This window comes from Novosphingobium sp. PP1Y (assembly GCF_000253255.1).
Lineage (GTDB): Bacteria > Pseudomonadota > Alphaproteobacteria > Sphingomonadales > Sphingomonadaceae > Novosphingobium.
This window is the reverse complement of sequence record NC_015583.1, coordinates 362,081-387,644: the sequence shown is the minus strand read 5'-3', so window position 1 is coordinate 387,644 and position 25,564 is coordinate 362,081. Positions and strand designations below refer to the sequence as shown.

The following is a 25,564-nucleotide window of genomic DNA, read 5'->3' as shown; positions in this document are numbered from 1 at the left end:
GCTCTGCACGAGCGGGAAGAGTCTCAAAAACGCGCCCATAAACACTATTGGTATATTAAGTGTCAAATATCCGATTGCATAGGGTGAAACGACCATACCTCTTACAGGTCTGCGCAGCCGGGTAAATGGGCATGAAAAAACCCGGAGGCCTGCCTTGAAGCCCCCGGGTTCGAATTTGTTTCCGCTTGGTCAGAATTCTTTGCGCACCGTCATCCCGATCTTGCGCGGACTGCCGATATTGTATCCGAGACGTGCCCGGCCGCCGCGTTCGCGATCCAGCGACATCAGGGCGTTCTTGTCCAGCAGGTTATTGACGTAGACCGACACGGACAGGCCATGGTCGAAGTTCACGCTCGTCGAGAGATTGACGAGGTCGTAAGACGGAAGGCGATAGGACCCGAAGTCATAGGCTCCGGTTCCGAAAGCACCCGTGGCGGGATCGTAGAAGATCGAATTGGTAAACGATCCTGCCCCCGGTTCCTGATCCGCAAGTTGCGTGAAGCGATTGCCAACGTGCTGGTAGCTTGCGGTAAGGGCCCAGTCGATGCCGTCGCTGATTTCGGTTTCGTAAGTGGCCGAAGCTGAAATCTGGAACTTGGGTACGGTCGGCAGGCGATTGCCCTTGCGGATACCGGCGATGACGGCACCCGATCCATCGACGACGGTGCTGTCGATCTTGGAGTCGATATAGCTGCCGTTTACCGTCACGTCGAACCCGGGCATTAGCCGGGCGGCGAGTTCGGCTTCGACACCGGTCGTATGGGCCTTGGGGACGTTGAACAGCACGCGCGAAGAGCAACTGCCGGCATCTGCGGTGACCTGGAGATTCCGGATCTCGTTATGGAATACCGCACCGTTGAAGGTGATGCCGCCGGTATGGGCCTTGATACCACCTTCGTAGTTCCACAGGGTTTCATCGTCGAAAGTCGGCCGGTTGCCGTAGGTCGCCGCATCCGGACCCGTCGCGCCGCCCGAACATAGCGGGATATTCAGTGGATCGTTGACGCCGCCCAGACGGAAGCCCTTCGATGCCTGCAGGTTCACCGTGACATCGGGGCTGGCTTCGTAGCTGGCGATGAAGCGCGGGGAGAAGCCGTTGGAACTGGTCTTGTCGCCGATGTTGCGGTCGCCATTGGCAAAGATGCCGCCAGAGATGAAGTCGCGCTTTTCCTTGAAATCATAGTAGCGACCGCCCGCGGTGAGCTTGAACTGTCCCAGCTTGTAGCTTGCCTCGCCGAATACCGCTGCCTGCTTGATGATGTACGGGATGTCGGCGTTGTACGGAGAGTCCGCCGGGAAGCCGTTCGCGACCGAGGCCGAAGTTCCGGCGCCGAGAGCGGCGTCGACGATCGCATCGTAGCCGGGGGTCGGCAGGCGCTGCGCATATGTGCGGTCAACGTGGCTGTAGAAGCCGCCGAACACCCACTGGAACGGGCCGGCGTCCGTGGAAGCTAGGCGCAGTTCCTGGGTCCATTGCTTGAGCTTCGTCCTGTCGCGCAGTTCCGATGGCAGGTTCGCCAGCGAACCGTCGACGCCCAGGTCGATGGCGAAAGGCGAGACGGATACCGAGCCGGTCAGTGCCGACGCATCGCGGGCGACGAGAATATTGCGATGGATATAGGTCGTCACCGAGGTGAGGGCGATCGCGTCGGTCAGGTCCGCATTGATCGTGAGGTCCGCCAGCGTCGTCTTGTCGCGGAACTCTTCACGCAGCTTGAGGTACTGGGTGCGCTCCGAAAGCGTTTGCGAGGCATCGATCAGCGGATTGTAGTAGAGGTGATAGGTGTCCTCGCGGTTGAAGCCGTTGGTCTTGATGTCCTGATAGATGATGCGCGGGGTGACCTTGATGCCCGGGCTGGGCTCCCACAACACGCTGGCGCGACCGCCATAGCGGTTGCCGTCGTTGATGTTCTTGCCCGCTGCCGGGCCGATCGCATCGACGAAGCCGGCGTAGTGTTCGGCGTAGCCCACGACCCTCAGAGCGGCCGTCTCGCCCAGCGGCAGGTTTACCGCAGCCTTGCCGTCATAGCCGACATCGCCGCCCTTCAGAACATTGGCGCCAGCTTCCACGGTGCCTTCGACAATGTCGAGCTTGGGCTGCTTGGTGATGTAGCGCACCGTGCCGCCCTCGGAACCTGAACCGAACAGCGTGCCCTGCGGGCCGCGCAGCGTCTCGATGCGGTCGAGGTCGAACAGGTCGAAATCGGGCGTGAACAGCGACAGCGAGATGACCGACTCGTCCATGTAGACGCCCACCTGCTCCTTCACGCCGGGCTGGTCGCGTACGACCTGGCCAGCGGAGACGCCGCGGATCGATACCTGGCTCTGGCCCGGGCCGAGGTTTTGGACGGTCAGGCCAGCGATGGAGCGCGACACGTCCTCGATCGAGGTTGCGCCCGACCTGCGCATGGCTTCAGCGGTCTGGGCATTGATCGAGAAGGGTACGTTCTGGATGGATTCGTTGCGCTTGGTGGCGGTGACGATGATTTCGTTGTTGTAGGCCTGGCCTCCGTTCTGATCGGCTTGGTCCTGTGCGACCGCGGCAGCGGAAAAGGCGATCATGCTGAAGCAGACGCCGCCGATAAACATGGCCTTGTTGTGAAGTCTCGTATTCATTTCGTTCCCCTCCCTGGTGGAGAAATTATTGAATTCTATATGGTTATATTCACGAGTTTACTGGTTCCAGATCCGGTTTTCCTCCTGTGCGAGTATCTAATCCGATCTTTCGCTTTTGGCGTGTGGCAGTTGCACAGGGCTTGCGATTTTCAGCGCTCCGTTGCTTTTTCGCAACGTATCCGCGACACGCCCGTCAGGCCCACGGGAGACTTGTGGTTTGGCGGTCCTTGCGAGACTAAGGCCTGCCTCGACGATCCGGTGCGAGCCGCTGAGGCGATCGATGCGCGCGCCTACGTCGCCATCCGTTCAAGACTGCAATTGCGGGAAAACGAACTGCTGCAATGGTCGCGCAAGCGCATTGCCCAGTACAAGGTGCCGCGCATATTGCGCATCTTTCCCCACCAGCCACGAAGCCCGGCCGCAATGGTCCTCCCAAGACCGGATTGCGCGATTGAGCCCGGGTGGTTCTCAGGTGCCTGCTTTGGCGGCGTCCTGCGCCGGCGTGCCGCAGGCCATGCAATAGCGGAAGAATGCCATCTTGCGGGCATTGCATTTGCTGCAGTGGTCGAAGAGCGTCATTCCGCAATGGACGCAGAAGTTGGTTTCGCTGCCTTCCATTGCAGCGATCGGGCGATCGCAGCCGGGGCAGACCTTGGCAGACATCTTCTTGAAGGCTTCGTCGTGCGAAACCAGCTTGCGGCGTTCCTCCTCGGCCTGCGCTTCCACTTCCCTGCGCTTTTCCAGGTAATGACGCATGTTCTTGATCAGGAAGTGGCCGGCAGCAACGGTAAGCAAGATGCCAACGCCGTAGCGGATGTAGCCGCCGTAGCTGGGCAGGTACGGCACCAGTTCGACAAAGAAGACGAAGACCGCGGCAATCACGAAGCCTCGTGACAGGGGCCAATAGGCGCCCTTGCGCCGCTTGGCGACCAGCCAGGCGGCGAGCAGCAACATCGGCAGGGTCAGCGCCAGGCGCAGCAGAAATATTCGCAGTTCCTGCCAGAACAGGGCCTTCTCAAAAGCCGGATAGGCCGCGTCCTGAAGATCGGCCTGCTCCTGACGCAGCGCCGTGGCGCGCTGTTCAAGAGGCAGGCGTTCGTTCTCCAGCGTGTTGATCCGTCCCTGGATCGCGCGTTCGTTACCCTTGAGCTGCTCAAGCTGCCGGGTGCGTTGAACCACTTCGGGGTCCTGTTGGGGATCGGTCGTCGCGGTGCGGGTCTGGATCCACGCCTGGAAAGTTTCGGTGGCGGTCTGCGAGGCGCGGCGCGCTTGCTCCAGCTGGAGCCTTGCAATCTGGAGCTTGTCGTCGATCGCCCCGCTGCGGTCTTCGGCCTGCTTCAGCTCGCTTTGCAGCTTTTCGTCCCGGGCCTTGTCGACGAACTGTTCCGGCGAAACCGTTGTTTCGACCTGAGGCAGGTCGCCGATGACGAGATTGCCGAAGCCGACAATGAAGCCGGCGAAGATGACCGAAACCGCCCAGAGTACGATCAGATAGGCCCGCTCAGGAACCCTTGCTCCCTTTATCATCTTCCAGCCTCCCGCGCCCTGTTGATAGCGCGAGGCTTATCATGGCCATCAGGACTGTAAAGGCATTCGGGCCGGCGTTAACATCGAAGGGCTGTGGGCACTCGTGTTCTTCCTGATCGTGCCTGCCGGAAAAAAGTGCCGCGCCGCGTGGATGAAATCCGGAGCGCCGCTCGTTCCTTCAGGGAAAGCCCGTCACCGAACCTGACGAAGCTTGGAACCCAATAGCCTGAGGCGCGCCCATGACGATTGCAGACACGATTACAGCAACGACTATTGCAGCCCGGTAGGGACGGCCCTGCACCAGACGTCCGACCTTTCTTGCCTAGCCGAACTGACGAGATTTTCCATGCACACCATTCAAGCGAGTGTGGCAGCCATCTTGCTGTCGCTGATGACCATGCCTGCCCTTGCTGCCGAGAGCGATGGCACGCTCCGCCCCCCGCCGCAGTGGTCGGGGGAAGTCAGTTCCGGCGTCACCTACCAGGAAGGCGATTATGGCACCGACGACAAGTTCGAAACCCTCTCGGTTCCTGTGGCGGCGGCGGTATCGAAGGGGCGGTTCCATCTGAGCGCGTCCATTCCCTATGTCCGCACGACTGCGCCGATCGGGGTCATCGTGAGCAAGGGCGGCCTGCTGGGAACCCCGCTTTTCGCGTCCGGTTCCCTGAGCCAGGAGCGCACTTCGCGCGAAGGGATCGGCGACCTTACCTTGCAGGCGGCCGTAGACCTGCCGATCGGCGATTTCGTGACCACCTGGGTAACCTCGATCAAGGTGCCGACGGCATCGAGCGCAAAGGGGCTGGGGACCGGCAAGGTCGATTACGCGGTTACCGGGCAGATCGCCCGCCCCATCGGCGCGATCACCCCCTTCGCTTCACTGGGTTACACGGTACTCGGCGAGCCCGACGGGTTCGATGTGCGCAATACCCTGAGCGGTTCGGCAGGGGCCCGCGTTGCCCTTGGCCACAGATCCTTTGCAGCCCTGTCTTATTCCTACGAGGAGTCGGCCATCGACACACTGGCCGACAGGGAGGCGCTTGGGCTTGGTATCGGTACGAAGCTGAATGACAGGATGAGGCTCAGTGTGGAAGGGGCTGCCGGGCTGAGTGAAGGCGCTCCTGCCACCAGTGTTGCCGCCCGGATCGGCTTTGGGTTCTAGTTGGCCCGCCAAACCGGATCGACGGGCCCAGATCGTCACTTTTATTATCGTGGCAATTCATTGACAAGTTCCGGGTAGGGCCACAGTTTGTGCAGAGCGCAAGTGCCCGGGTTTGCCGGAATTGAGGCGTCAGTGACCATAGATTTCCAATCGCTCATTTCGCTTTCGCCCAATCCCTATGTCCTTATGGATCGTAACGAGACGATCATCTGGATGAACGATGCCTATTTGCGCGCGACGATGCGCACCAGAGAATCGATCATCGGCCGGCGCATGTTCGATGCCTTTCCCAGCGAACCGGGCACGGAAAGCTATGAATTGCTCAGCGCTTCGTTGAAGCGCGTGGTCGAGACGGCAGAGGTCGATGAAATCGCGCTTATCCGTTACGATATCGCTTCTCCCGACGGTTCCATGGAGCAACGCTACTGGAGCGCGACGCACACGCCGCTGCTGGATAGCGACGGCAGGGTGGACGCGATCCTGCAGCACACTGTCGACGTGACCGAGTTGCACCGCCTGCGCTGCCTGCGCGACGAGAGTGGGCTGGTCCGGCGCGCCGATGCCGTGCAGCACCGCAACCTCGACCTGCAGGCCCAGCGTGCCCGGCTGACAAGGATGTTCGAACAGGCGCCCGGATTCATGGCGGTCCTCGTCGGACCCGAGCACGAGTTCGCCATGGTCAATGCTGCCTACACGCAGCTGGTCGGGCGCGAAAAACTGGTGGGGCGCAGATTGGCCGACGCGCTTCCCGAGGTTGTCAGCCAGGGCTCGATCGCTCTTCTGGACGAAGTGCGTCTTACCGGTCGCCCGTATCACGGTCGCTCCCAGGAGATCTACTTCGAGGCGGTTCCCGGTGCACCTCGGGACCGGCGCTTCCTCGACTTCATCTATCAGCCGATTTTCGAGGACGGCGAGGTTGCGGCGATTTTCGTCCAAGGGCAGGACATGACCGAAGTGGTCGAGGCGGCCCGCCACCAGGACCTGCTGATCAATGAGCTCAACCATCGGGTCAAGAACACCCTGGCCATCGTCCAGAGCCTGGCTTCGCAATCCTTTCGCAATGTCGAGATGGCCGGCAGCGCGCGGCAGTCCTTCGAGGAACGGTTGCGGGCTCTGGCAGGTGCCCACAACCTGCTTACAGATGCCAGCTGGCGCATGACCTTGCTGGACGAAGTCGTGCGCGAAGCGACCGCACCTGCGGCCGGGGCTGACGCCTGCCGGATCGAGGCGAACGGTCCGGTCATTGCCCTTTCTCCGCGTTTGACCGTTGCCCTGACCATGGCTCTGCACGAACTCACGACAAATGCCATGAAATATGGCGCCTTGTCCAACGACGCGGGCCGGATTTGCATCGCTTGGTTCCGGGAGGCCGGGAATAGCGATTACCTTGTACTTGACTGGCAGGAACTGGGCGGACCGCCCGTAAAGCCCTCAGGCCGCAAGGGCTTTGGCTCGCGATTGATCGAACGGGGCCTGGCGGCCGAATACGGCGGCAAGGCAGAACTCGATTTTCGCGAAGAGGGCCTGCATTGCCGCGTTGTCCTCTATGCCCCCGAAGTCTCTGCTGCGTGAACAGTCACGAATGCAGGGGCTGGCGTGTTATTGAAGTATTGTTCAAGCAGGCGGATTGGCTTGGTATTCCGGCTTTACGCTCGTGCGGCTTGAGGCGCAGTTGATCGCGCATGCCTCGATGCGCGTGTCGTCCTGCTGCACTTCGATGCCGACCGCGGCGCAAACTTGGGCCTGTTCCGGGGCGAGGGGCGCTATGTGCTGTGCGGCTACGTACGGCAGTAGCACCCGATCCCGCATCGGGTTCGGTCAGCGCAAAGGCGCCAATCGCTCGTCCCGCAATCAGATCGGGCAGGAATCGTGCTATTTGCTCTTGGCCTTCAACCCTGAGCAAACCTGACGCAAGCAAAGAGTTTTGGATCGAGACTATGGTCGAAAGCGCTCCATCAGCCGCAGCGAGTTCCATTTGGGCCAAGGCGCAGGACACGAAAGTCCGGCGCCCCTTCGCAGTGTCTTGGTGGATGCGTGAGGCTCCGTGAGCTGCCACATCGCTGTCGCTTGTGGCCGGACCGCACACCCGACCAAGCGACGAATACGGAGTTGAAGCTAGCTGCCGGATTGTCGTGCCGGGCGATTCCACGCGGCCACCCTGCGCATTGGCGCGGCGCCGCAGGAGGGGGCCAGACAGGTGCATAAAGGCTGCCTTCCGTGTCTTTGTAGGGTGCGATCCGCAACGGATCGCACCCTACAGCCAAGGCGCCTGCGCAGCGCGGCCAACCGGCGAGCGCCACGCCGTCGGTCAATTGGCGGGCAAATCGGCGCGGCCATGAAACAATCGCGTCAATGATCTTTGCCCGGAAGGCGATTTCGCGCGTGGACGGTAGGTCAGGCCGTTTTGGCGTCCAGTGTTCCGGCGACGAGGTTACCTGCATGGAATACGGCCTTGCGCGGTGCGAGGCGAGCCACCGCTTCCGCCGAGCAACTTGCAGGGACTAGCACCATGTCGGCCGCATCTCCCGCTTTGGGCCAAGCCTGTCTACCCGTCGCATCAAGCGGGGTGGGGCCGCCGGTGGCGATCTTGAGCGACTGGGAGATGCTGAACTCATCGCTCCAGCGGTACAGTTCACATGCGAGCTTGGCTTTTTCCAGCACGTCGCCGCTGCCGAACACCGACCAGTGATCTTCGACGCTGTCAGTGCCGGTGTACACATTGACGCCCTTGTCGAGCAGGATCGGGATCGGCATTACCTTTCCTCCGAAAGGCAGCGTCGAGGCGACCGACATATCCAGGGAAGCCAGGCGCGTAGCCAGTTCCTCCATCTCAGACGCGGGGATCGACATCAACGAGAAGGCGTGGCTGATCGTCACCTTGCCGCGCAGCGAAGGTTCGCGCTCCACGGTATCGGCGATGCGGCGGATCGCTGCGATGCCGCTGGCACCGGGCTCGTGCAAGTGGATGTCCACGCTCTTGTTCATGTCGAGCGCAATCTGCATCATCGCATCGACCGACTTTTCCATGCCGCCGTCAAGCGTGGTGGGATCGATCCCGCCTACGTGCGTCGCGCCAGCGGCCATTGCGGCGCGCATCGTCGGGATCAGGTTAGCACTGACGAAGCCGTGCTGCGGGAAGGCGACGATCTCGTGCCCGAAGCCGTCTGCGCGCTGGTCTAGCGCATGCTTGAGCAATTCGACATGCTTGGTGCCGACCACCGGATCGACGTTGCAATGGCTGCGCGCGAAGGTCGTGCCGTTGGACTGCAACAAGTCGACGAGCTTTCCGGCGCGCTCCTCCAGCGTGGGAAGCATCTGCGGCAGCAGCGTCTGCTCCAGCACGATCTGGCCGCGGATGCCGCCGGTGCGCTTGCGCGGGGGAACCCAGGGACCGCCGTAGAAAGTCTTGTCCAGATGAATGTGCATGTCGCGAAACGAGGGCAGCAGGAGCATTCCCGCGCCGTCACGCACCGCGGTCCCGGCCGGGGCGGGTGCGTCGGCCGGGAGGATCGCGGCGATCCTCCCATCCTGCACCAGCAGCGAGGCCTTGTCTGTATCGGTGCCGACGACGTCGGCGCCTTCGCGCTTGTAGCCGGTTTCCAGCAGCACGTTGCGCAGCAGGAAGCTAGCGCCGTGCACCGCTGCGTGCGGGCCCTTATTCGCCGCCGCGAAGGCGGGGGAGGTGACTCCGGCGGCACCGGCTGCACCGGCGACCAGTGCGGTAGCGAGTATGCCTCGGCGAGAAAGCTGCATTTCGGTTCTGTCCATCATCCTGGTCCCTTACCTCAAATTCTCAGAACTTGAACCGTGCGCCGATCTTCATCTGCCACACCGACTGCGTGTTGAAGCTGGTCGCCGCCCGGCCGACGAAGCTGTCGTACTGATAGAAGTTGCCCTGCGTCGCACAGGCTCCGGCGATCTGGCAATTGCGTGCCACCACGTTGGCCGAGACATAGGGCGACGGGATCTGCTGCAACACGCCCCACTTCTTGTTGATGAGATTGCCCAGATTCTCGACGTCGAGGTAGATCTCCGCCTTCGCCCCTTCGGGGAAGAACCCGGGGATTTCCTGGCTGATGCGCATGTCGATGGTGGTGATCGCCGGCGCCTTGAAGGCATTGCGCGGAGTGATCTTGCCCGCGTACTTGAGTAGGCCGTTGTTCTTGAGGAAGGCATTGAACGCCTGCAGGTCGAAGCCGGCGCCATAGGTTACGATCGGATCGCTGCCCGCGGTCACCTGGCCGCCCACCGTCTGCGGTACGTAAAGCAGCTGGCGGTTGCGGGTGGCCAGTGCGCCGTTCTCGCCAACCAGCATGTCGGCGGCCATGTTGGCATTGGCGCCAACGTCGAAGGTATAGCTGAATACCTGGCCCGAGCGGCGCTGACCGAACAGCGTCAGTCGCGTGCGGTTGTCGCCGAAGAAGGCATGCGAATAGCTGATCGACAGCTTGGACAGGTGGCGGAACTCGTAGTTCGAGGTGGCCAGCGCCGGATCGTTCGGATCGGAGGTCGCCACGCCGCTGTAGTTTGAGGAGGCCACGGTAGTAATGCCGGGGTTGATGTCCTTCGAACGGATGTAGGTATGCGAGAACATCGCCTCCAGTCCGGCGAGCGGGCCTTCCCGCCAGGTCTTGGCAAGCGCCAGGCCGACCTGGTTGCCATATCCCTTCTTGGTATTGGTCACGAGGATGTCGTTGCGGTTCTCACGCCCAGGCAGGAACGTCGGGCGGCCGTCCGGTGCGGGCGGTCCCTGATTGGCGTCGGCATAAAGTTCCTTCCACGCGACCGCGTTCTGCACTTCGGAGTGAATGAATTCGCCGGCTATGCGCCAGCCGTTGCCGAAGGCGCCCAGATCGAATTCCTTCTGCGCGCCTATCGACATCTTCCACGTCGACTGCGGCTTGAAGTCCTTGTCGAGAGCGTTGATCAGCCCTTGCCCGAGCGCAGCGCTGGCGGAATTGGCCTGCTGCAGCGCCGGATTGACGTTGAAGCCGTCGACGTTATTAAGGCTGGCGAGGCACGCCGCGCTGGCCGTGTCGTTGCGGGTGCATGTGACGTTACCCAGCATCTGCCCGGTGTTGTAGTAAGTGTTGGCCGTCCATACCGTCGGCGAGCCACCGCCGAACAGGCCGATGCCACCATAGACGGTCAGTGTCGGATCGGGTTTCCAGTTGAAGCCGAAGCGTGGTTGCAGCAGGTGCTTGCCGTCGAGGTTCTCGGTGTTGGAGATGCCGTAGCGCGCCATCACCAGCGGGTTCTCGTCGGGGCGGTCGGACTGCTCGAAGAAGTCGTAGCGCAGGCCTGCCTTGACCGTCAGTTCGGGAAGCACCGCCCACTCGTCCTGTAGGTAGATCGTATTGGTGGTGGTACGCAGGTTGAACCCTGCATCTGCCTTCTGGTTGCTTGCCGCATTGGCGTAGCTGACCGACGAGGCATTGCCCGCCCGCAGATCGTCCAATGAATTGAAGACGTAGGAACCGTTCGCGTTCTGGACGAAAAGGTCCCAGATCTTCAGCATTTCGCGCTCGTAGCCGGCGGTGATGCGATGCGATCCGGCGGTATATGTTGCCTTGGCGCGGTATTGCTGAAGATAGGTGGTCAGCTCGTTGGCCTGATAAGAGGCGTTGGTGCCGGCATAGATGCTCGGTCCCGTGGTGGTGCCGTTGAGATAGACGCGGAACTGCGCGAAATCGTTACCCGCCAAGGGATGGCCGGGGTTGTCCATCTTCTTGTAGGATGCGCTGAACTCGGTGCTGAAATTGTCGGTCCAGTCGGAGAAGACCTGCGCCTTGTATACCTGCAGGTTGTTCTGCCGTTCCACCCATTGCGACAGCAGGCCAAGCGACGTGCTCGAACCCGTGAGCGTGTTGCCGATGGCCGAGACCGAGGAGCCCTTGGTCTCTTGGTAGGATACCGTGGCGCGGTGGCCCGGCGCGATGTTCCAGTCCAGCTTGCCGAAGAACTTTTCGTCCCGCACGGGCAGCTTGGTAGCCTCGTAGCCGAGCGGATCGTAGCCGTACCGGTCCTTCAGGATCTGGCGCACCTCGTTGGCCTGCTCGACGCTGACGCCGGGCACCTGATTGGCGAAGTCTGAGCCGGTGGGGCCGACCAGTGAGGGTTCGGAGCGGCTGAATTTCTCGTAGTTCAGCGTGAAGAACAAGGTGTCCTTGATGATCGGTCCCGTTAGCGTGGCGCCGAAAGTCTTCTCGGTGAACTTGCCGGTCAGGCGGCGCTTCTGGCGAGACCCCTCCTGGAAATCGGTGTAGCCGAACGAGCTGCCCTGCAGCGCATCGCCGGTATATTCATAGAAGACTTGACCGTGGAAGCTGTTGCCGCCCGACTTGGTCGTGGCGTTGAGCGTGCAGCCGCCGAACGCGCCGTAGTTCACGTCATACGGCGCCAGTTCGACGCCCAGCGTCTCGATCACGTCGATCGAGATCGGTGAGCGCTGGGTGGGATAGCCGTTGGCCTGGAGGCCGAAGTCGTCGTTTTGACGCACACCGTCGATGGTGAGCGAGTTGGTGCGGTTGTTCGCGCCGCCACAGACCAGCGCATCGCTGTTCGATGGGTCGACTGCGACGAACGGGTTCATCCGCGCCAGATCCTTGAGGTCGCGGCTGATCGATGGCGCGGCCTCGATCTTCTGCGCCGAGAAGTTCGAGCTGGGCCCGGTTTTGAGATCGCCGCCTCCGAACGAGGAGCCGCTTACCACGATCTCGTTCACCTCGCCCAGCGAGAAGTTCGCCTGGAAGGCATCGCCGGTGTTGATCGCGGCAACGTCCACTGACTTGCTGCCGAAATCAAGCGAGGTCGCAGTGATCCGATACGGGCCACCCGGGCGCAGGTTGCGCACGGCATAGACGCCGTCGTCGCTGGTAGTGGCGGTGGTCGTTGTGCCCGACGGGACGTGGACGATAGCGACCGATACGTCCCCCAGGGGATTGCCCTCCGGATCGGTCAGGCGGCCGTTGATGGCGCCAGTGATCACCTGGGCATGTATCGCGCTGGGAACGATGAGCGCGATCCCCATCGCACTCAGAGAAAGACCGGCAGCCAGCTTCGCAATACGCATGATCGTTACCCTCATGATTGATCGAAATTGCGACCGGGGGTGGTGCGGCGGACTGTTGCCCTGCCGACACCCGGCGACCTGATCGCTTGTTGCGAATCATGTCATAATCGCAACTTCGTCGATGATCCAACATTAAATCGTCGACGATCTAAGATATTTTCGAGAACATTACTTTCTACGGCTGGGCTGGGCTTCAGCTTGGCGCAACCTTTCCGGATCCAATCACTGATCGTCGGGTCGGAACGATCTGAAAGTTATATCATTGACGATATATCTCCCAGTTGCAGGTTGGGTTGGCCGTGATCTGCGGCGGCTCACGGCAGCGCTCCAGGCATCTGGTATGCGGTGAAGCGTAGTTAGGGATGGGGTCGGGCCATGACCGGATCGGGCGAGGGCATCATTCTACGGTTCGATTGACGAGCTTTGACAAGGCCGCGCATTATAGGTGACGGACTGCCGGTGGGGCTGGGCCGTCAGAGATGCCTGGTCTCGAGAACACCATGTGGTGCCCGGTCGATCGCGGCTTTCGCGCCTCTTCCTAAGGCCGAGCGGCAGTGTCGTGCCGCCGTCATGTATTTGTGAGGCAAGCAGTTCGAAGTCCATTTGGACGACGAATTCTCGCGAACCTAGGATGCTAAAGGCGCGATGAGTCTCTCGACCAGCTTATAGAGTCGATCGGCGCCGATTGCCTTGAAAGCGATGTGGGTGGCCGTGCCGGAGATTCGATTAAGTGCTCATCCCAGGTTCAACATCTGCGCGAGGGTTTGTGTCGAGCCGCTGCGGTCGAGGCTGATATTGTCCTCCAGTGCTCGCAGATGGCGGCCCATCTCGGCACGTGCCGAGGCGACGTCGCCTTTCTCCATGTAGTCGACGATGCGGCCATGCTCCGCATGTTCGCATGCAGTGTTGCCAAGTGGCTGATACAGCGCAACGATCAGCGAACAGCGCGTCATCAGTTCGGTGAGGTAGGCGGTGAGGATCGGGTTGTCCGCGACCGCCGCGATCCGCAGATGGAATTCGCGCGCGCAGGCGGCCCAGGTGGGCTGGTAGGGGTTTTGCGTAAGCTCGTGTTCGCTCGCCAGCAGTTGGCGCAGATCGGCCAGGTCTTGTGCGGTGCGGCGCCGCGCCGCGATCTCGACGATGGAGACCTCTAGCGCGCGGCGCGCTTCGAAGATCTGCCGCGTTTCCTCCGGCGTAGGCGCTGCGATGACGGCGCCCTTGTTGGGACGCAGTTCGACGATGCGGTCGTGCTCCAGCCGCTGCAGCACCTTGCGGATCACCGCGCGCGAAACCTTGAAGAGCTCACACAGTGCCGGTTCGGGTAGCTTGGTCCCGGGCACCAGCCGCTGGTTGAGCACGCTGTCAAACACCGTCTGATAGATGTGCTGCTCGACATCGACGCCATGCGCCGCGACACCCGCGCCCAGATTTGGCGCGGCCTCGGCTTTGCGAGCCCGGCGACGAGGTGAAGAGGCAACGCGGCCTTTGTTTGACAAGTCGTTGCTCTGCTTCATGATCCAAAACTACCTTCCTGGTATATCGCCATCCTCAGGTCCCGACGCTTCACTCTCAAAATCATCGGCGAATGCATCGTACGTCTTTCTGCACTGAATCGCGATCAGAATGCAAGAAAAATAATCTACGATCATTGGTGTTAATCGTTGACGTTTTATGCATGGGATTGTCACGAAGGAGTGGCGGATTGACTCGGTAGTGCCGGAGGACCCTCTTCATGAAAGGAAGCGTCACGGCAAGTATATCGACCAACAAGTTTAGACCAAAAGGTCGTGAGCAGGCGGTCCGTATGGTGCGGGATCACACCGGCAACCATCGGCCTCGCAGGCGGGTGTCTGCCCGTCACCTCATCCAGGACTGATGCGTTGTACCCCTCGCCGAGGGCGCAGACCCGGCGCTGCGCGGCGACCTCTGCAAGCTCGTGTCCATGCGCTGGCCGGGCAGATCACGTTGGAGGGCAGCAGCGATATGGACACGTCGGTGTGATGCATCGAGACGGCTAATTGCATAGAGCGAGCCAACGGTCCCATTCGGGAAGCGGCTTGACTTTCGACGCCAATCTAGGGGCAGGACCCCTTGAGGCGAGTTGGATCATCGTGAGGGGATAGTCTTCAGTCTGGTTCGCTAGGCTTCGTGATCTTTGCCATGCGGGCATTGTACTTCACCGTCTTGACTGCGATCGAAGTCTCCACATGGTGGACCCCCTTGATGGAGAGGATCTGGTCAGACGCGGTCTCCACCAGCATATCGAGTTCTTCGAACAGGCACATCGCGGTGATGTTGAACTGTCCCATGGTCAGCAGCACCGCATTGATCAGGGGCAGTTCGGAAATGGCCTGCGCCACTTCACGAACGCGGTCTACCTCTGCCTGGACATTGATAAAGGCGAGGCGCGACTTGCGGGCGATCTCATATCCCGTGATTGCCGTGAAGGCGAGGAGGCCATCCTGCTGAAGGCGCTTGATGCGGCCGCGAACAGTTCCTTCGGTGACGCCAAGTTCGGTCGCAAGGCGGCGGTTCGATACCCGCGCGTCGTGCGCCAGAAGGCGGATCAGGTCCTGATCGAGCTGGTCGAGCATAAAGTCGGACATGGGCTCAGCGCTCTCCTTCGATTGGAGCGACTTCAAACTGGTACTTGACGACATCGACAACAACGGCAGGTGTCATCGATCGGATTCCGCGGACATTGGCAAGATTATCGAAAAGGAACCCGTTGAGGTCCGCAAAGTCGTGCAGCGCTACCAGAACGTCAATGTCGTAGCGGCCGGTCACGAGGTGTACCGCGAAGATCTCGGGCAGGTTCGACAAATCCTTGGCGACTTCCGAAGCGGGGCGGCCGTCGATCTCGATCGCGATCTTCATGAGCACGTTGAAGCCATGGGCCGCGAAGTCGGACACGCCGACGACGCGCAACTGGTTTGCATCCTCCATCCGCTTGATGCGGGTGGAGACGGTCGTCGCGGTCAGGCCCAGGGCCTCGGCAATCTGCTGATTGTTGGCCCGTCCGTTGAGGCGGAGTTGCTCGACGATCGCGTGATCGGTCGCATCGAAACTGATCGACTGGTTCATGTCGCCCGAAATTGCCCTAATTGCTTTACGCCCGGATGCTTTGCGCAAGGTGCCTCCTTCGTCAATCGCGACACGCGCTTTTTTCTGTTCTCCGGTCGGTGTTTGCCCGGGAATATCCTTGCCCTTGACGCGTTTCGCGGTTCCGGGGCGATCATCCATGCTGCATCTCGCGATGCTCTTCCAAGCGGAGTCCGCTGCTCAATTGGGCGACTGCGTCGGCTGCGCCGCGCATGGCGCCTTCAATGTAAGTGACACCCGTGGCATCGCCGAAGACGTGGACTTTCATCCCCGCCGTTTCGAGTGCTTCGGCAAGTGACGTATCGCCATGTGCGCCGCGCGCGACGATGACGTTGCCGGCGCGCACCGACTGCGCGTGGCCTTCGGCGTCGGTGAATGTCACGCTGTCCTTGCGGATCGCTATCTCGGAAACCCCGGAATGAAGACCCACGCCGTGTTCGGCGAGTTCCGCCAGAATGCGCATGCGGCGCACCAGCATCAGGCCCTTGCCCATCCGCGGCGCTTCGTCGATCACGTGGACCTTGCGGCCGCGCTCCATCAGGAATTCGGCCAGTTCGAGGCCGACCAGTTCGCCGCCGACGATTGCGATGTCGTCGGCCAGCGGCATCCATGCGTGGGTGGCCTTGCGCACCAGCGAAAGGTTTGCCGTTGCGCCGGTCGCGGCGCCGATCTTCGTTGCCATGCGCGAGAAAAGGGAGGTCTTGCGCTTCAACTCCGAGGTGGTCTCGCCCAGCATCAGGTTGCGCATGTCGTCGCCCGAATAGACGTGGTCGAGGTCATTGCCGGGAAGCGGCGGCATGTCGCGCACTGCGCCTGTCGCAACGAGAACGGTATCGACGCCCATCCCGCGCAGCAGTTCAGGGGACGCAACGGTCGAAAGCCTGATTTCCACGCCCGCCTCGGTGACCTGTCGGCGCAGCCAGTTGAGCAGGCGTTCGTTCGGCTCATAGGCCAGCGAGGCGAAGCGCAGCGTGCCGCCGAGGCGATCCGACTTCTCGATCAGCGTGACCTTGTGGCCGAGTGCAGCAAGGCGGCGTGCCGCTTCCATGCCGCCGGGGCCGCCGCCCACGACGGCGATGTGACGAGCGGATTTAGCGGGAGCCGGCTCACCCTGGTACTCGCGGCCGAGCTGCGGGTTGACGGCGCAGCGTACCATGTCGCCCATGTAGATCGCCGAGATGCAGGTATAGCAATAGATGCACGGGCGCACTTCGTCGGGTGCGCCGCGCGTCAGCTTTGCGGGCAGGTGCGGATCGGCCAGCAGCTTGCGGCCCATGGCGACGATGTCGAGTTCGTTCTTGCCGATCGCCTTGTCGGCGACTTCGGGCTCGATGCGGCCTGAGCCGATTACCGGGATCGAGACGACCGACTTGATCCTCGCGACCGCATCCAGGTTCCAGCCCTCGATGTGCGGCGTGTGCGATTCCGAATGAAGCTTGCCCAGGTCGGTATTGTGATAAGCAGTGACGGTAATTGCGTCGGCACCGGCCTCCTCGACCATTTGCGCGAATTGCTGTGCAAGCTCGATGGTGATTGCGTTTTGCTTGCCGATTTCGCGCGAGTCGATCTTCATCCAGACCGGGAAGTCCGGCCCGACTTCGGCGCGCACCGCACGCAGGACGTCGAGCGCGAGACGAGCGCGGTTTTCGAGGCCGCCGCCATATTCGTCGGTGCGGTTGTTCGTATAGGGCGAGACGAACGAGGAGAGCAGGTAGCCGTGGCCGCCATGGATTTCCACGCCGTCGAATCCGGCCTGCTTCGCGCGCCGTGCACCATCCGCGAACTGGCGGACGACGAGGTCGATGTCGGCCTTCTCCAGGACTTTGACCTGCGGGACCGGCAGCCCTTGCATCCCGGCGCGTTCCTCCATCAGGAAGTAGTCGGTGAAATTGGCCTTGGGGGCGGGCGGGTAGGCCGGGGCCCAGAGCTGCTCGCCATGGGCAAAAGCGGAATAGGCTGCGACAAGGCCGCCATGATGGAGCTGCGCGGCGATCTTTGCGCCGTGCGCGTGGACGCGGCGCGTCAGTTCGGTGAGGCCGGGCACGAAGCGGTCATCCGAGATCGCCGTCTGGTTGATCGAAACCCCGCCCGTAGGCCAACCGACCCCGGTTACGCCGGAAATGATGAGGCCCGCCCCGCCCTTCGCCTGCTCCTCGTGGTAGGCGATCAGTCGCTCGCCTACGGTGCCATCCGCCTCGGACAGACTGACGCCCATGGCGGTCACCGCGATGCGGTTGCGCAGCGTCATTGCGCCGATACGACCTTCCGACAGCAGATAGGGAAACTGATTGGATGACATTAACTGGTGCTCCGCCTCTCGTGGGCTGGCCTTGCCGGTACGCCCTCTCCTCGCCGCGATCCGTTCGTCACGGCCCGCTTTGTTGAAGGTGGTATCGGTGCGATCACCAAAACGCAATAAATAAGCTTACTAATCACGCAAAATGACCAGTAATGTGATCGCATACAAGAAATCGCGTATTGCGTATCGGATTGGTCTACGCTCAATTATCCGCGCATTCGACGCGCCCCGGCACGGCCGGGGCTGCTTGGTGAGGAGAGATTGTCCATGAAGGAAAGGCTTGAAGGCAAAGCCATTGTCGTTGTGGGCGCGGGCACGGGTATCGGAGCCGCTACGGTGAGGCGCCTGTGCCTTGAGGGCGCGCGGGTCTGTGCGGCCGATATCAACCTCGATGCCGCTGCGGCGGTGGCCGAGGAAATGGTCGCGGAGGGCCGTGAGGCCTTCGCGGTGCATGTTGACATTGCCGAGGAAGCATCGGTCCGCGAGGCATTCGCAGGCGCGATGGGCGGATTGGGCAGGCTCGACGGCGTGCATGTCAACGCGGCTGATCTGCGCACGATATTTGCCGACAGCGACGCGTTGGATGTCGACCTTGGCGTGTTCGACCGCACGATCGCGGTGAATTTGCGCGGGCATCTGCTGTGCACGCGCCAGGCATTGCCCGCACTGCGCAAGTCCGGGGGCGGGGCCATTGTCTATACCTCGTCCGATGCCGGCGACGCTGGGGAGCCGGAGCGCCCCTCCTACGCCATGTCGAAAAGCGCGCTCAATGCCCTTGTACGCCATGTCGCCAGCCGTTGGGGCAAGGAAGGGATAACGGCCAATGCGGTCGCGCCGGGTTTCGTGATGACGCCGGAAATGATCGCGGGCGGACAAGTGCCGGAGCCGTGGATCGCGCATTGCCTTCAAGGCGTCCATTCAACGCGCCTGGGCAAAGTCGAGGACATCGCCGCGATGGTGGCGCTGTTGCTTTCGGAGGACGGGCGCTGGGTGAACGGTCAGGTGATCCATGTGAACGGCGGTGCGTTTTACCGCTGATCTGTGGCCTGGCCGCTTATCCGGAAAGGTGAGCGATGAGCGAGACGAGCTGCGCCTGGCGCCTCACTCCGGTCTTGGCGAAGACCGAGCGCAGCTGCACTTTTGCAGTGTTGTGCGCGATGCCAAGCGAGTGCGCCGCGTTCACCAGCGATTCCCCGCCCGCGATTGTCGAGGCGAGCCGCGCTTCGGCGGGGGTCAGGCCGAAGAGTTCGCGCAGGACCTGGGGTGATGGCAGTTCCTCGTGACCGGGTTGCGAAAGGAGGAGCGCCAGCGCGCCGCTGCCCGAGCCGACGGCCGGGACGTCGATCGGCCGCGCCGTCGCCATGAGATCGCCGTTGACGGGTCTTTCGATGCGAAAGCGGGTCGGTCCGTCGCTGTAGTTTTCCGTCAGCATCGTATCGATACGCCGGGCATCGGCGGCATTGTCGAATGTCAGCCACTGGCCGGAAAGGTGAACGCCTTCGCCCTCGTCCAGAAGTTGCTCTGCCAGCGGGTTCCTGCTCACGACGTGGCGGTCGCGGTCGAGGACGACCAGCCCTATGCCCATGCCTTGCGCTGCCGAGTGGAAAGCGCCGTGCTGTGCGCCGGCAAACTGGAGTTTCTCGAACAGGGCGATAGCAAGGCGCAGATGCGGCACGAGCCCCTGCATCTTCGCTATATCGTCGGGACGGAACTCCGGCTCTGTTTCGATGCGGGTGACGCGAAAGCGTGCTTCGAAGCCGCGGGGAAAGCGCAGGTCAACGCCGATCACCTGCGCGCTGTGCGCTTCGCGCATGTATCCGCTGAAGGTTTCGTAGGTTTCCTCGGGCAATCCGGCAAGGAAGCCGCGATAGGTCATGACCTCACCTTCGGGGAGGCCCCGGAACGGGTCCTGCGCGAAATAGGTTCGAATGTAGTCTTCACTGCGCTGCGGGTCCGCGCCGGGCGTGATGAAAGTGGCGGGCATTTCGTTGCCCGGCGTGGTGATGATCAGCGTCGCGTAAGTCGCTTCCATCCACTCGGCCAGCGCCTTGAGAAAGGCCTGCCACGGGCGTTCGTCATCGATCCCGCCATAAAGCGCGGCAAGCAGGTTCGAGAGGGCGAGCGCTTCGTCCTTCATGCCGCGATCCATAACGCGAGAAGGGGCGCGGGGACCAGTCCCCCACGCCCCTTTCCGGAATGCTGTGCCGGGCTTCAGCCGACTTCGGCGAGGGCCTTGGCCTTAACTTCGGCCTGCGCGCGGAAATGCGGGATGACCTTGTCGCCGATGTTGGTGATGGTCTCCATGATCTTGTCGTGCGGGATGCCGCCCATCTGGAAGATGAAGAGGATCTCATCGGCGCCGGCGTCGATCAGGCGTTGAACGTAGCGGATGCAGTCGTCGGGGGTGCCGTAGGCGTCCTGCGCGATGGTGTAGTTCGACAGGTGCTCGTCGCCGACCGGGATTGCTTCTTCGGAGAGATAGGCAACGGTCTGCTGCTTTTCCTGTTCGAGGATGGCGGCCTGCTCGTCGCCGCTGAGCTGGTCATCGACGGTCGGCTTGGGGCCGCCCTGATACCAATAGGCAATCGACTCGGCGAAGAATCGTTGGCCGCGCAGGCCGATCTTGCGGGCTTCCTCGCGGTCGTCGAGCACGGTTGCGGCGCAGAGTGCGGCCAGGTGCTCGGTCGGACGGAAGCCGACCTGGTCCTCGGCCTTGCGGTTCCGGAACGCCTCGCGGTAGATCGCGTTCTTCTTGGCGATCTCGTCGGGACCGGAGAAGCCGAGCACGAGCGCGCCGATGCCGCGGGAACCGGCCGCCACCAGCGTGTTCTCGCGGGTGCAGGCCATGTACATCGGCGGATGCGGGTCCTGATAGGGCTTGGGATGGATCGGGCGCTTGGGAATCTTGATGTATTCGCCGTCGTGCTCGATTTCGTCCTGCACCATGATCTTGGGTATCAGGTACATGGACTCGTCGATCATCGGCTGGAGGTCGGCGAGGTCATAGCCGAAGGTACCCGCTTCCTGCTGCGTGCCGCCCTTGCCGACGCCGAAGTGGAGGCGGCCCTGCGAGAGGATGTCGAGCGTGGCTATGCGCTCGGCGACCTTGACCGGGTGGTTCATCGCGGGCGGCAGGCAGACGACGCCGTGGCCGACATGGATGCGACTGGTCGCGCCGGCGATGAAGGCCAGCACCGTCTCGGGCGCGGACATGTGGGCATACTGGGTGAGCGCGGTGTGCTCGACGCACCAGATGCAGTCGAACCCCTTTTCCTCGGCCAGCTTGGCCTGCTCGACGATCTGGAGAAACACCGCCTGCTCGTTCTCGCGGCTGGTGTCCACCATCTGGGCTTCGTAAATGATCGAGAATTTCATCTGTCGCTTCTCTCCCGCCCCGTAAAATGGGCCTTTGTTCTGGTTGCCGGGAGACAGGCTAACGGGTCGCCGAGCTGCACGCATAACCCAATCAGGTTATGAATCGCGTTGTCTCAACGCGGTCTCGTTCTGCACCTTTTCTTAGCTCGAATGGGTTATGCGGAGCTTTCTTCCTCGATGTAGAAAACAGTCCAAGAGCAACATTTCCGGGACGAGGATTTATGACTGCAACGAATGGCAAGCGAAGCGTGAAGACCGCGATCATCGGCGCCGGCATGGCCGGCATCCTGGCCGCGATCAAGCTGCGTGAGCGGGGCGAGGAATTCGTCGTTTTCGAGAAGGCCGACCGCATCGGCGGAACCTGGCGCGAAAACCGCTATCCGGGGCTGACCTGCGACGTGCCCTCGCATGCCTACACCTATTCCTTCGAACCCTATCCCGACTGGAAGGCCAACTTCGCTGGCGGGCCGGAAATCCAGTCCTATTTCGAAATGGTCACCGATAAATACGGCATTCGCCGCAATATCCGCTTCGGCTGCGAGGTGACTTCTGTCGATTGGAGCGAGGACAGCTGTCTTTGGACCGTCACCTTGGCTTCAGGCGAAACTTACGTCGCCGACGCCGTGGTTGCCGCTTCGGGCGTGCTGCATCACCCCAACATTCCGCAGATCGAGGGACTCGACAGCTTCGAAGGTCCTGTCTTTCACACCGCCCGCTGGGATGACGATGCGCCGATCGACGGCGCCCGCGTCGGCCTGATCGGCTGCGGCTCGACCGGCATCCAGATCGTCACCGCGATCAACAAGCGCGTCGAACGCCTCGTTCATTTCCAGCGCAGCCCACAGTGGATCCTGCCGGTCGAGCAGTTCGAGTTCACCGACGAGCAGCGCGCGGCATTTCGCGCCGATCCCAAGCTGATCGATGCGATCCGCTACAGCGACGAATATATCGGCGCGGTGCTGCGTTTCACCAAGGGGATCACCGAAGTCGACGGCCCGGAAATGACCGCGATCGAGGATTTGTGCCGCGAGAACCTGGAGAAGTCGGTCCGCGATCCGGATCTGCGCGAGAAACTGCGGCCCGATTATCGCGCGGCGTGCAAGCGCCTGATCTATTCATGGTGCTATTACGAGGAAGTGCAGAACCCGTCCGTTTACGTCGAAACCGGCGGCATCGAACGCGTCGAACCCAAGGGCGTGCGCATGAAGGACGGCACCTTTCACGAACTCGATACGCTCGTGCTCGCTACCGGCTTCCGTGCGGACCGCTTCATCCGTCCGGCCGGAGTGACCGGGCAGGGCGGGCGCACGCTCGACGACTTCTGGGCGGTCCGTCCCAGCGCCTACTATGCCGTGGCCATTCCCGGCTTCCCGAACTTCTTCATGCTCAATGGACCGACGGGGCCGGTCGGCAACTTCTCGCTGATCGACATTGCCGAGCGGCAGTGGGGGTACATCGACCAGCTCATGGACCGCCTGCGCAATGGCGAGGCGCGTTATATCGCACCGAAGGCCGAAGCTCACGCCGAGTATGAGGAGCGGCGCATTGCCGCAGCCAAGACGACTATCTTCGGATCGGGCTGCTCGAGCTGGTACCTCGATGCGACCGGTGTGCCTTCGAGCTGGCCTTGGGGCTACCAGGACTTCGCCGATGCGATGGTCGCGCCCAAGTTCGAGGATTACGCTCTCTCAGCCTGAGTGGGGACATATCGGCGCCATGCAAACGGCGCCCCCTGCTCGGGTAAGGGGCCGGATATGCGATTTGTCCGGCCCCTTTTTCCTATCCGCGCTGGGAGGAAATGTTGCCGCCGTCGACCACGAGTTCGGCCGCGGTGATGTAGCTTGCCTCGTCCGACAGGAGGAAACGCACGACCCGGCCGATTTCCTCTGGATCGCCCAGCCGTTCCAGCAGGATGCGGCGCTCGAAGTAGCCCTTTTCGAGGTTGTCGACTGCCGGGCGCATCATCGGCGTCAGGATCTGTCCTGGCGAGACCGAGTTGATCCGGATGCCGTCGCGCGCGAGCCTGTCGGCCAGTGAACGCACCAGCGAGAGCATGCCGCCTTTCGCCGCCGAATAGATCGGATTGACCGCATTGCCCAGCGTGGCATTGATCGAGGTGATGGCGACGATCGCCGAGCCGGGATTGCCGGCAAGGTCGCCCACCATCGCCTGTGTCATGAAGGCGAGCGCGCGCAAGTGGATGTCGATCCCGGCCTGCCAGTTGTCGATCGTTATACCTTCAAGTGAACCGGTATCGACGATACCCGCGCAGTGAACGAGGCCGCCCAGCGGTGGCAGTGCGGCACGGCAGCGATCGAGCGCGCTCGCGAAGTCGTCGGTGCGGCGCATGTCGACGCATTCCACGTGGCACCGGGTTCCGGTCTCGTCGCGGATCTGCGCGGCGGCGCGCTCCAGCGCTTCCTCGTTGATGTCCCAGATGGCGACCGGGCGGCCGACCGCGGCAACCGCACGGGCAGAGGCAAGGCCAATGCCCGAGGCGCCGCCGGTGATGACCACCGACGACTGCGGGCTTCCCAGAGCAGGGGCCAGATCAGGGGGGCGATTGTTCGTCATGTTGAATGCCTTTCACTTTTCGCAGGTAGTCCTGCTTGTTGTCTTTTTCCGTCAGGAAGTGGCGGCGCGGGGCTGTCCTCAACGCTGGCGGGAGAGGCGGCTCACCAGCGCCTTCGCCGCGTTCTGGCCTGTTCTGGCATTCGAGCCATAACCCAACTGCATTACGGAGATGGTGATGGAAGCGCGCACTGCGACCGATTCGTCGTCTTTCTGCGCAGGCGTCGGCTTGGCCTGGTTCATGTCGATCACGATGCCGGGCAGGGCGACATCGCCGGCGCCGAGCGCCTTGGCCATCGGCGACTGGCTCATGTCCTCGACGAAATGGACGCCATAGGCGTCGTATGTGCCGACCCGGGTGAGCTTCCAGCGGGCATTCTCGAGCTGGTGCGGGAAATTGACGTTCAGCGAAGTGCCGGTGGGAAGCAACGGTTTGTTGCCCGCCTGCTTTTCCAGCGCATCGAGCAGCGTGACCGAGAGCGATGCGATCTTGGCCGACTGCGGATTGGCGAGCGTCTTGTTGTCGGCTGTTTCCTCGCCGGCGCTCAGCGCGATCGCGGGAATGCCGCGGGCCGAAGCGTACTGGACGACATTGACCGTGCCCGAGCTGACGATGATGCTGCCGATATTCTGCCCTTCGTTGGGACCGGACAGCACGAGGTCGGGCGCATGGCCCCAGCGCTTCTGCGCCAGGACGTCGATTCCGTAAAGCAAGGCCATGACCGGCGTGCCGTCGACGTAGTGGAAGTCCTGCTTCGCTATGCCCGGGCGCTCGATGGAGCCGACCGCGGGCGCGCCCTTGGGAGCCGCGCCGTTGTGGCAGTCCTGAGCCAGCGGTCCGAGGGGGCGCAGGAACTTGACCGCCGCGCCCATGCCGCTCTGGCCCGTGCAGGGAACCGAGACGATCACATCGTCGCCGCGCGATTTCAGGGCGTTGTAGAGCGCAATGACATTGCTGGTGAGTCCGTCGTCGTTCGCAATGACGATGTTGCGGGCATCCGCGGCTTGCGCCGCCAGCAGGAGGAAGGGAAGGCACGCGGCCCCCAATCGCTTGTGCATCAATGGTCTTTTCAGGAATGAAGCCCCGTGCGGCTTTATTTTGCCGGGGCGGTATCTCTCGCGCTTGTTATCCTGCCGGGGCATCGCACAGCACCGCGGCGCGGATCAGCCGCCCCAGCAGTGCGCGATATTCCGCCAAAGTTTCGGGATCTGATGGCTCGTAGAAACGCTGCTCGCCGATCAACGTGCTGTTGTTGACGTAGAACAGGATGCCCCCGGACACGCCATTCAATACGAACATCGGCGATACTGGGCGGAAACGCCCGGATTCCACGCCTTCGGTCACGATGTCTTCCAGAATGTCTAGCGCGACGTGGGAGAATTCGATGGGATTGCCCTGACGCGGTCGTACGTCCGCGATCAGGCGCTGGATGATTCGCGCCGCCGTCGGCCTGGCGACAATGAAGTCGAGCCAGGCATCGGTCAGCGCCAGCAGCTTTTCGAGGGGGCCGGTGACGCCCTCGAGCCGCTCGCGGGAGAAGTGGTGCATCGCCTCGAAGATGTCCGCCTCGACCGCGTCATAGAGCTCCTGCTTGCCCGCAAAGTAATAGACCATCGAGGGACGCCGGACGCCCACGATGGCGGCGATGTCCTCAAGCCGGGCTTCGCCATAGCCGACTTCGGCAAATACGGTCTCGGCCGCCTTCACGATCGCTTCGCGAGTCGCTTTTCCCCGCTGGTGCCTGATTGCCTTCATTTCCCGTCCAATTTGGCCCGTTTTCTGGCCGAAACGGCCACTTTGATAAACCCACTTGCCTTTCTACCTTCATGTAGGTAGAAAATC

General features: G+C 62.1%; 17 protein-coding genes and 1 pseudogene. 4 read left to right on the top strand and 14 right to left on the bottom strand.

The window, feature by feature from the left end; genetic code table 11:
* Positions 1 to 189 precede the first annotated feature (189 nt).
* Together PP1Y_RS02730 and PP1Y_RS02725 are read right to left on the bottom strand one after the other, a co-directional pair.
* A complete protein-coding gene (locus PP1Y_RS02730; protein WP_232512317.1) occupies positions 190 to 2,616 on the bottom strand; it encodes a TonB-dependent receptor in 2,427 nt (808 codons plus the stop codon).
* Positions 2,617 to 3,084: 468 nt separating this feature from the next.
* On the bottom strand, positions 3,085 to 4,143 hold the full coding sequence (locus PP1Y_RS02725) for a zinc ribbon domain-containing protein (RefSeq protein ID WP_013836577.1): 1,059 nt from the start codon (positions 4,141 to 4,143) through the stop codon (positions 3,085 to 3,087).
* A 346-nt stretch (positions 4,144 to 4,489) separates the two neighbouring features.
* On the opposite strand from PP1Y_RS02725, the gene PP1Y_RS02720 reads away from it, so the two are divergent.
* Positions 4,490 to 5,302 carry a transporter gene (locus PP1Y_RS02720; RefSeq protein ID WP_013836576.1) on the top strand — a complete coding sequence of 271 codons (813 nt, stop codon included), beginning with the start codon at positions 4,490 to 4,492 and terminating at the stop codon, positions 5,300 to 5,302.
* Between the two features lie 132 nt (positions 5,303 to 5,434).
* The gene (locus PP1Y_RS02715; protein ID WP_041558266.1) at positions 5,435 to 6,874 is read left to right on the top strand and encodes a sensor histidine kinase; all 1,440 of its coding nucleotides are present in this window, start codon (positions 5,435 to 5,437) and stop codon (positions 6,872 to 6,874) included.
* Between the two features lie 202 nt (positions 6,875 to 7,076).
* On the opposite strand, the pseudogene PP1Y_RS26255 reads toward PP1Y_RS02715, so the two are convergent.
* The 7 genes and pseudogenes from PP1Y_RS26255 to PP1Y_RS02680 form a co-directional block, all read right to left on the bottom strand.
* A pseudogene (locus PP1Y_RS26255) lies at positions 7,077 to 7,298 on the bottom strand (acyl-CoA dehydrogenase family protein); the annotation flags it as partial.
* Between the two features lie 398 nt (positions 7,299 to 7,696).
* Positions 7,697 to 9,070: an amidohydrolase gene (locus tag PP1Y_RS02705; RefSeq protein ID WP_041558512.1), complete on the bottom strand. Its 1,374-nt coding sequence runs from the start codon at positions 9,068 to 9,070 to the stop codon at positions 7,697 to 7,699.
* 25 nt (positions 9,071 to 9,095) lie between these two features.
* Positions 9,096 to 12,374 carry a TonB-dependent receptor domain-containing protein gene (locus PP1Y_RS02700; RefSeq protein ID WP_013836573.1) on the bottom strand — a complete coding sequence of 1,093 codons (3,279 nt, stop codon included), beginning with the start codon at positions 12,372 to 12,374 and terminating at the stop codon, positions 9,096 to 9,098.
* 734 nt (positions 12,375 to 13,108) lie between these two features.
* A complete protein-coding gene (locus PP1Y_RS02695) occupies positions 13,109 to 13,888 on the bottom strand; it encodes a GntR family transcriptional regulator (RefSeq protein WP_013836572.1) in 780 nt (259 codons plus the stop codon).
* Between the two features lie 612 nt (positions 13,889 to 14,500).
* Positions 14,501 to 14,980, bottom strand: a complete 480-nt coding sequence (locus PP1Y_RS02690) for an Lrp/AsnC family transcriptional regulator (protein WP_041558260.1) — start codon at positions 14,978 to 14,980, stop codon at positions 14,501 to 14,503.
* A 4-nt stretch (positions 14,981 to 14,984) separates the two neighbouring features.
* Positions 14,985 to 15,458 (bottom strand): Lrp/AsnC family transcriptional regulator, encoded by a 474-nt coding sequence (locus tag PP1Y_RS02685; protein ID WP_041558258.1) that lies wholly within the window; start codon positions 15,456 to 15,458, stop codon positions 14,985 to 14,987.
* A gap of 151 nt (positions 15,459 to 15,609) precedes the next feature.
* A complete protein-coding gene (locus PP1Y_RS02680; protein ID WP_013836569.1) occupies positions 15,610 to 17,775 on the bottom strand; it encodes an NAD(P)/FAD-dependent oxidoreductase in 2,166 nt (721 codons plus the stop codon).
* A 267-nt stretch (positions 17,776 to 18,042) separates the two neighbouring features.
* Between PP1Y_RS02680 and PP1Y_RS02675 the strand changes: the two genes are divergently transcribed.
* Positions 18,043 to 18,813 carry an SDR family NAD(P)-dependent oxidoreductase gene (locus tag PP1Y_RS02675; RefSeq protein WP_013836568.1) on the top strand — a complete coding sequence of 257 codons (771 nt, stop codon included), beginning with the start codon at positions 18,043 to 18,045 and terminating at the stop codon, positions 18,811 to 18,813.
* Between the two features lie 16 nt (positions 18,814 to 18,829).
* Here PP1Y_RS02675 and PP1Y_RS02670 read toward each other — a convergent pair whose 3' ends face one another.
* Positions 18,830 to 19,912 (bottom strand): helix-turn-helix transcriptional regulator, encoded by a 1,083-nt coding sequence (locus PP1Y_RS02670; protein WP_013836567.1) that lies wholly within the window; start codon positions 19,910 to 19,912, stop codon positions 18,830 to 18,832.
* 74 nt (positions 19,913 to 19,986) lie between these two features.
* Positions 19,987 to 21,150 (bottom strand): LLM class flavin-dependent oxidoreductase, encoded by a 1,164-nt coding sequence (locus PP1Y_RS02665; RefSeq protein ID WP_013836566.1) that lies wholly within the window; start codon positions 21,148 to 21,150, stop codon positions 19,987 to 19,989.
* Between the two features lie 221 nt (positions 21,151 to 21,371).
* Between PP1Y_RS02665 and PP1Y_RS02660 the strand changes: the two genes are divergently transcribed.
* The gene (locus tag PP1Y_RS02660) at positions 21,372 to 22,847 is read left to right on the top strand and encodes an NAD(P)/FAD-dependent oxidoreductase (RefSeq protein ID WP_013836565.1); all 1,476 of its coding nucleotides are present in this window, start codon (positions 21,372 to 21,374) and stop codon (positions 22,845 to 22,847) included.
* Between the two features lie 82 nt (positions 22,848 to 22,929).
* Here the strand turns inward: PP1Y_RS02660 and PP1Y_RS02655 are convergent, their stop codons facing one another.
* From PP1Y_RS02655 to PP1Y_RS02645, 3 genes are all read right to left on the bottom strand, one after another.
* Positions 22,930 to 23,724: an SDR family NAD(P)-dependent oxidoreductase gene (locus PP1Y_RS02655; RefSeq protein ID WP_013836564.1), complete on the bottom strand. Its 795-nt coding sequence runs from the start codon at positions 23,722 to 23,724 to the stop codon at positions 22,930 to 22,932.
* Between the two features lie 78 nt (positions 23,725 to 23,802).
* The gene (locus PP1Y_RS02650) at positions 23,803 to 24,780 is read right to left on the bottom strand and encodes a 5'/3'-nucleotidase SurE (RefSeq protein WP_013836563.1); all 978 of its coding nucleotides are present in this window, start codon (positions 24,778 to 24,780) and stop codon (positions 23,803 to 23,805) included.
* A gap of 67 nt (positions 24,781 to 24,847) precedes the next feature.
* Complete coding sequence (locus tag PP1Y_RS02645) at positions 24,848 to 25,477, bottom strand: TetR/AcrR family transcriptional regulator (RefSeq protein WP_013836562.1); 630 nt, start codon at positions 25,475 to 25,477, stop codon at positions 24,848 to 24,850.
* Between the last annotated feature and the right edge of the window lie 87 nt (positions 25,478 to 25,564).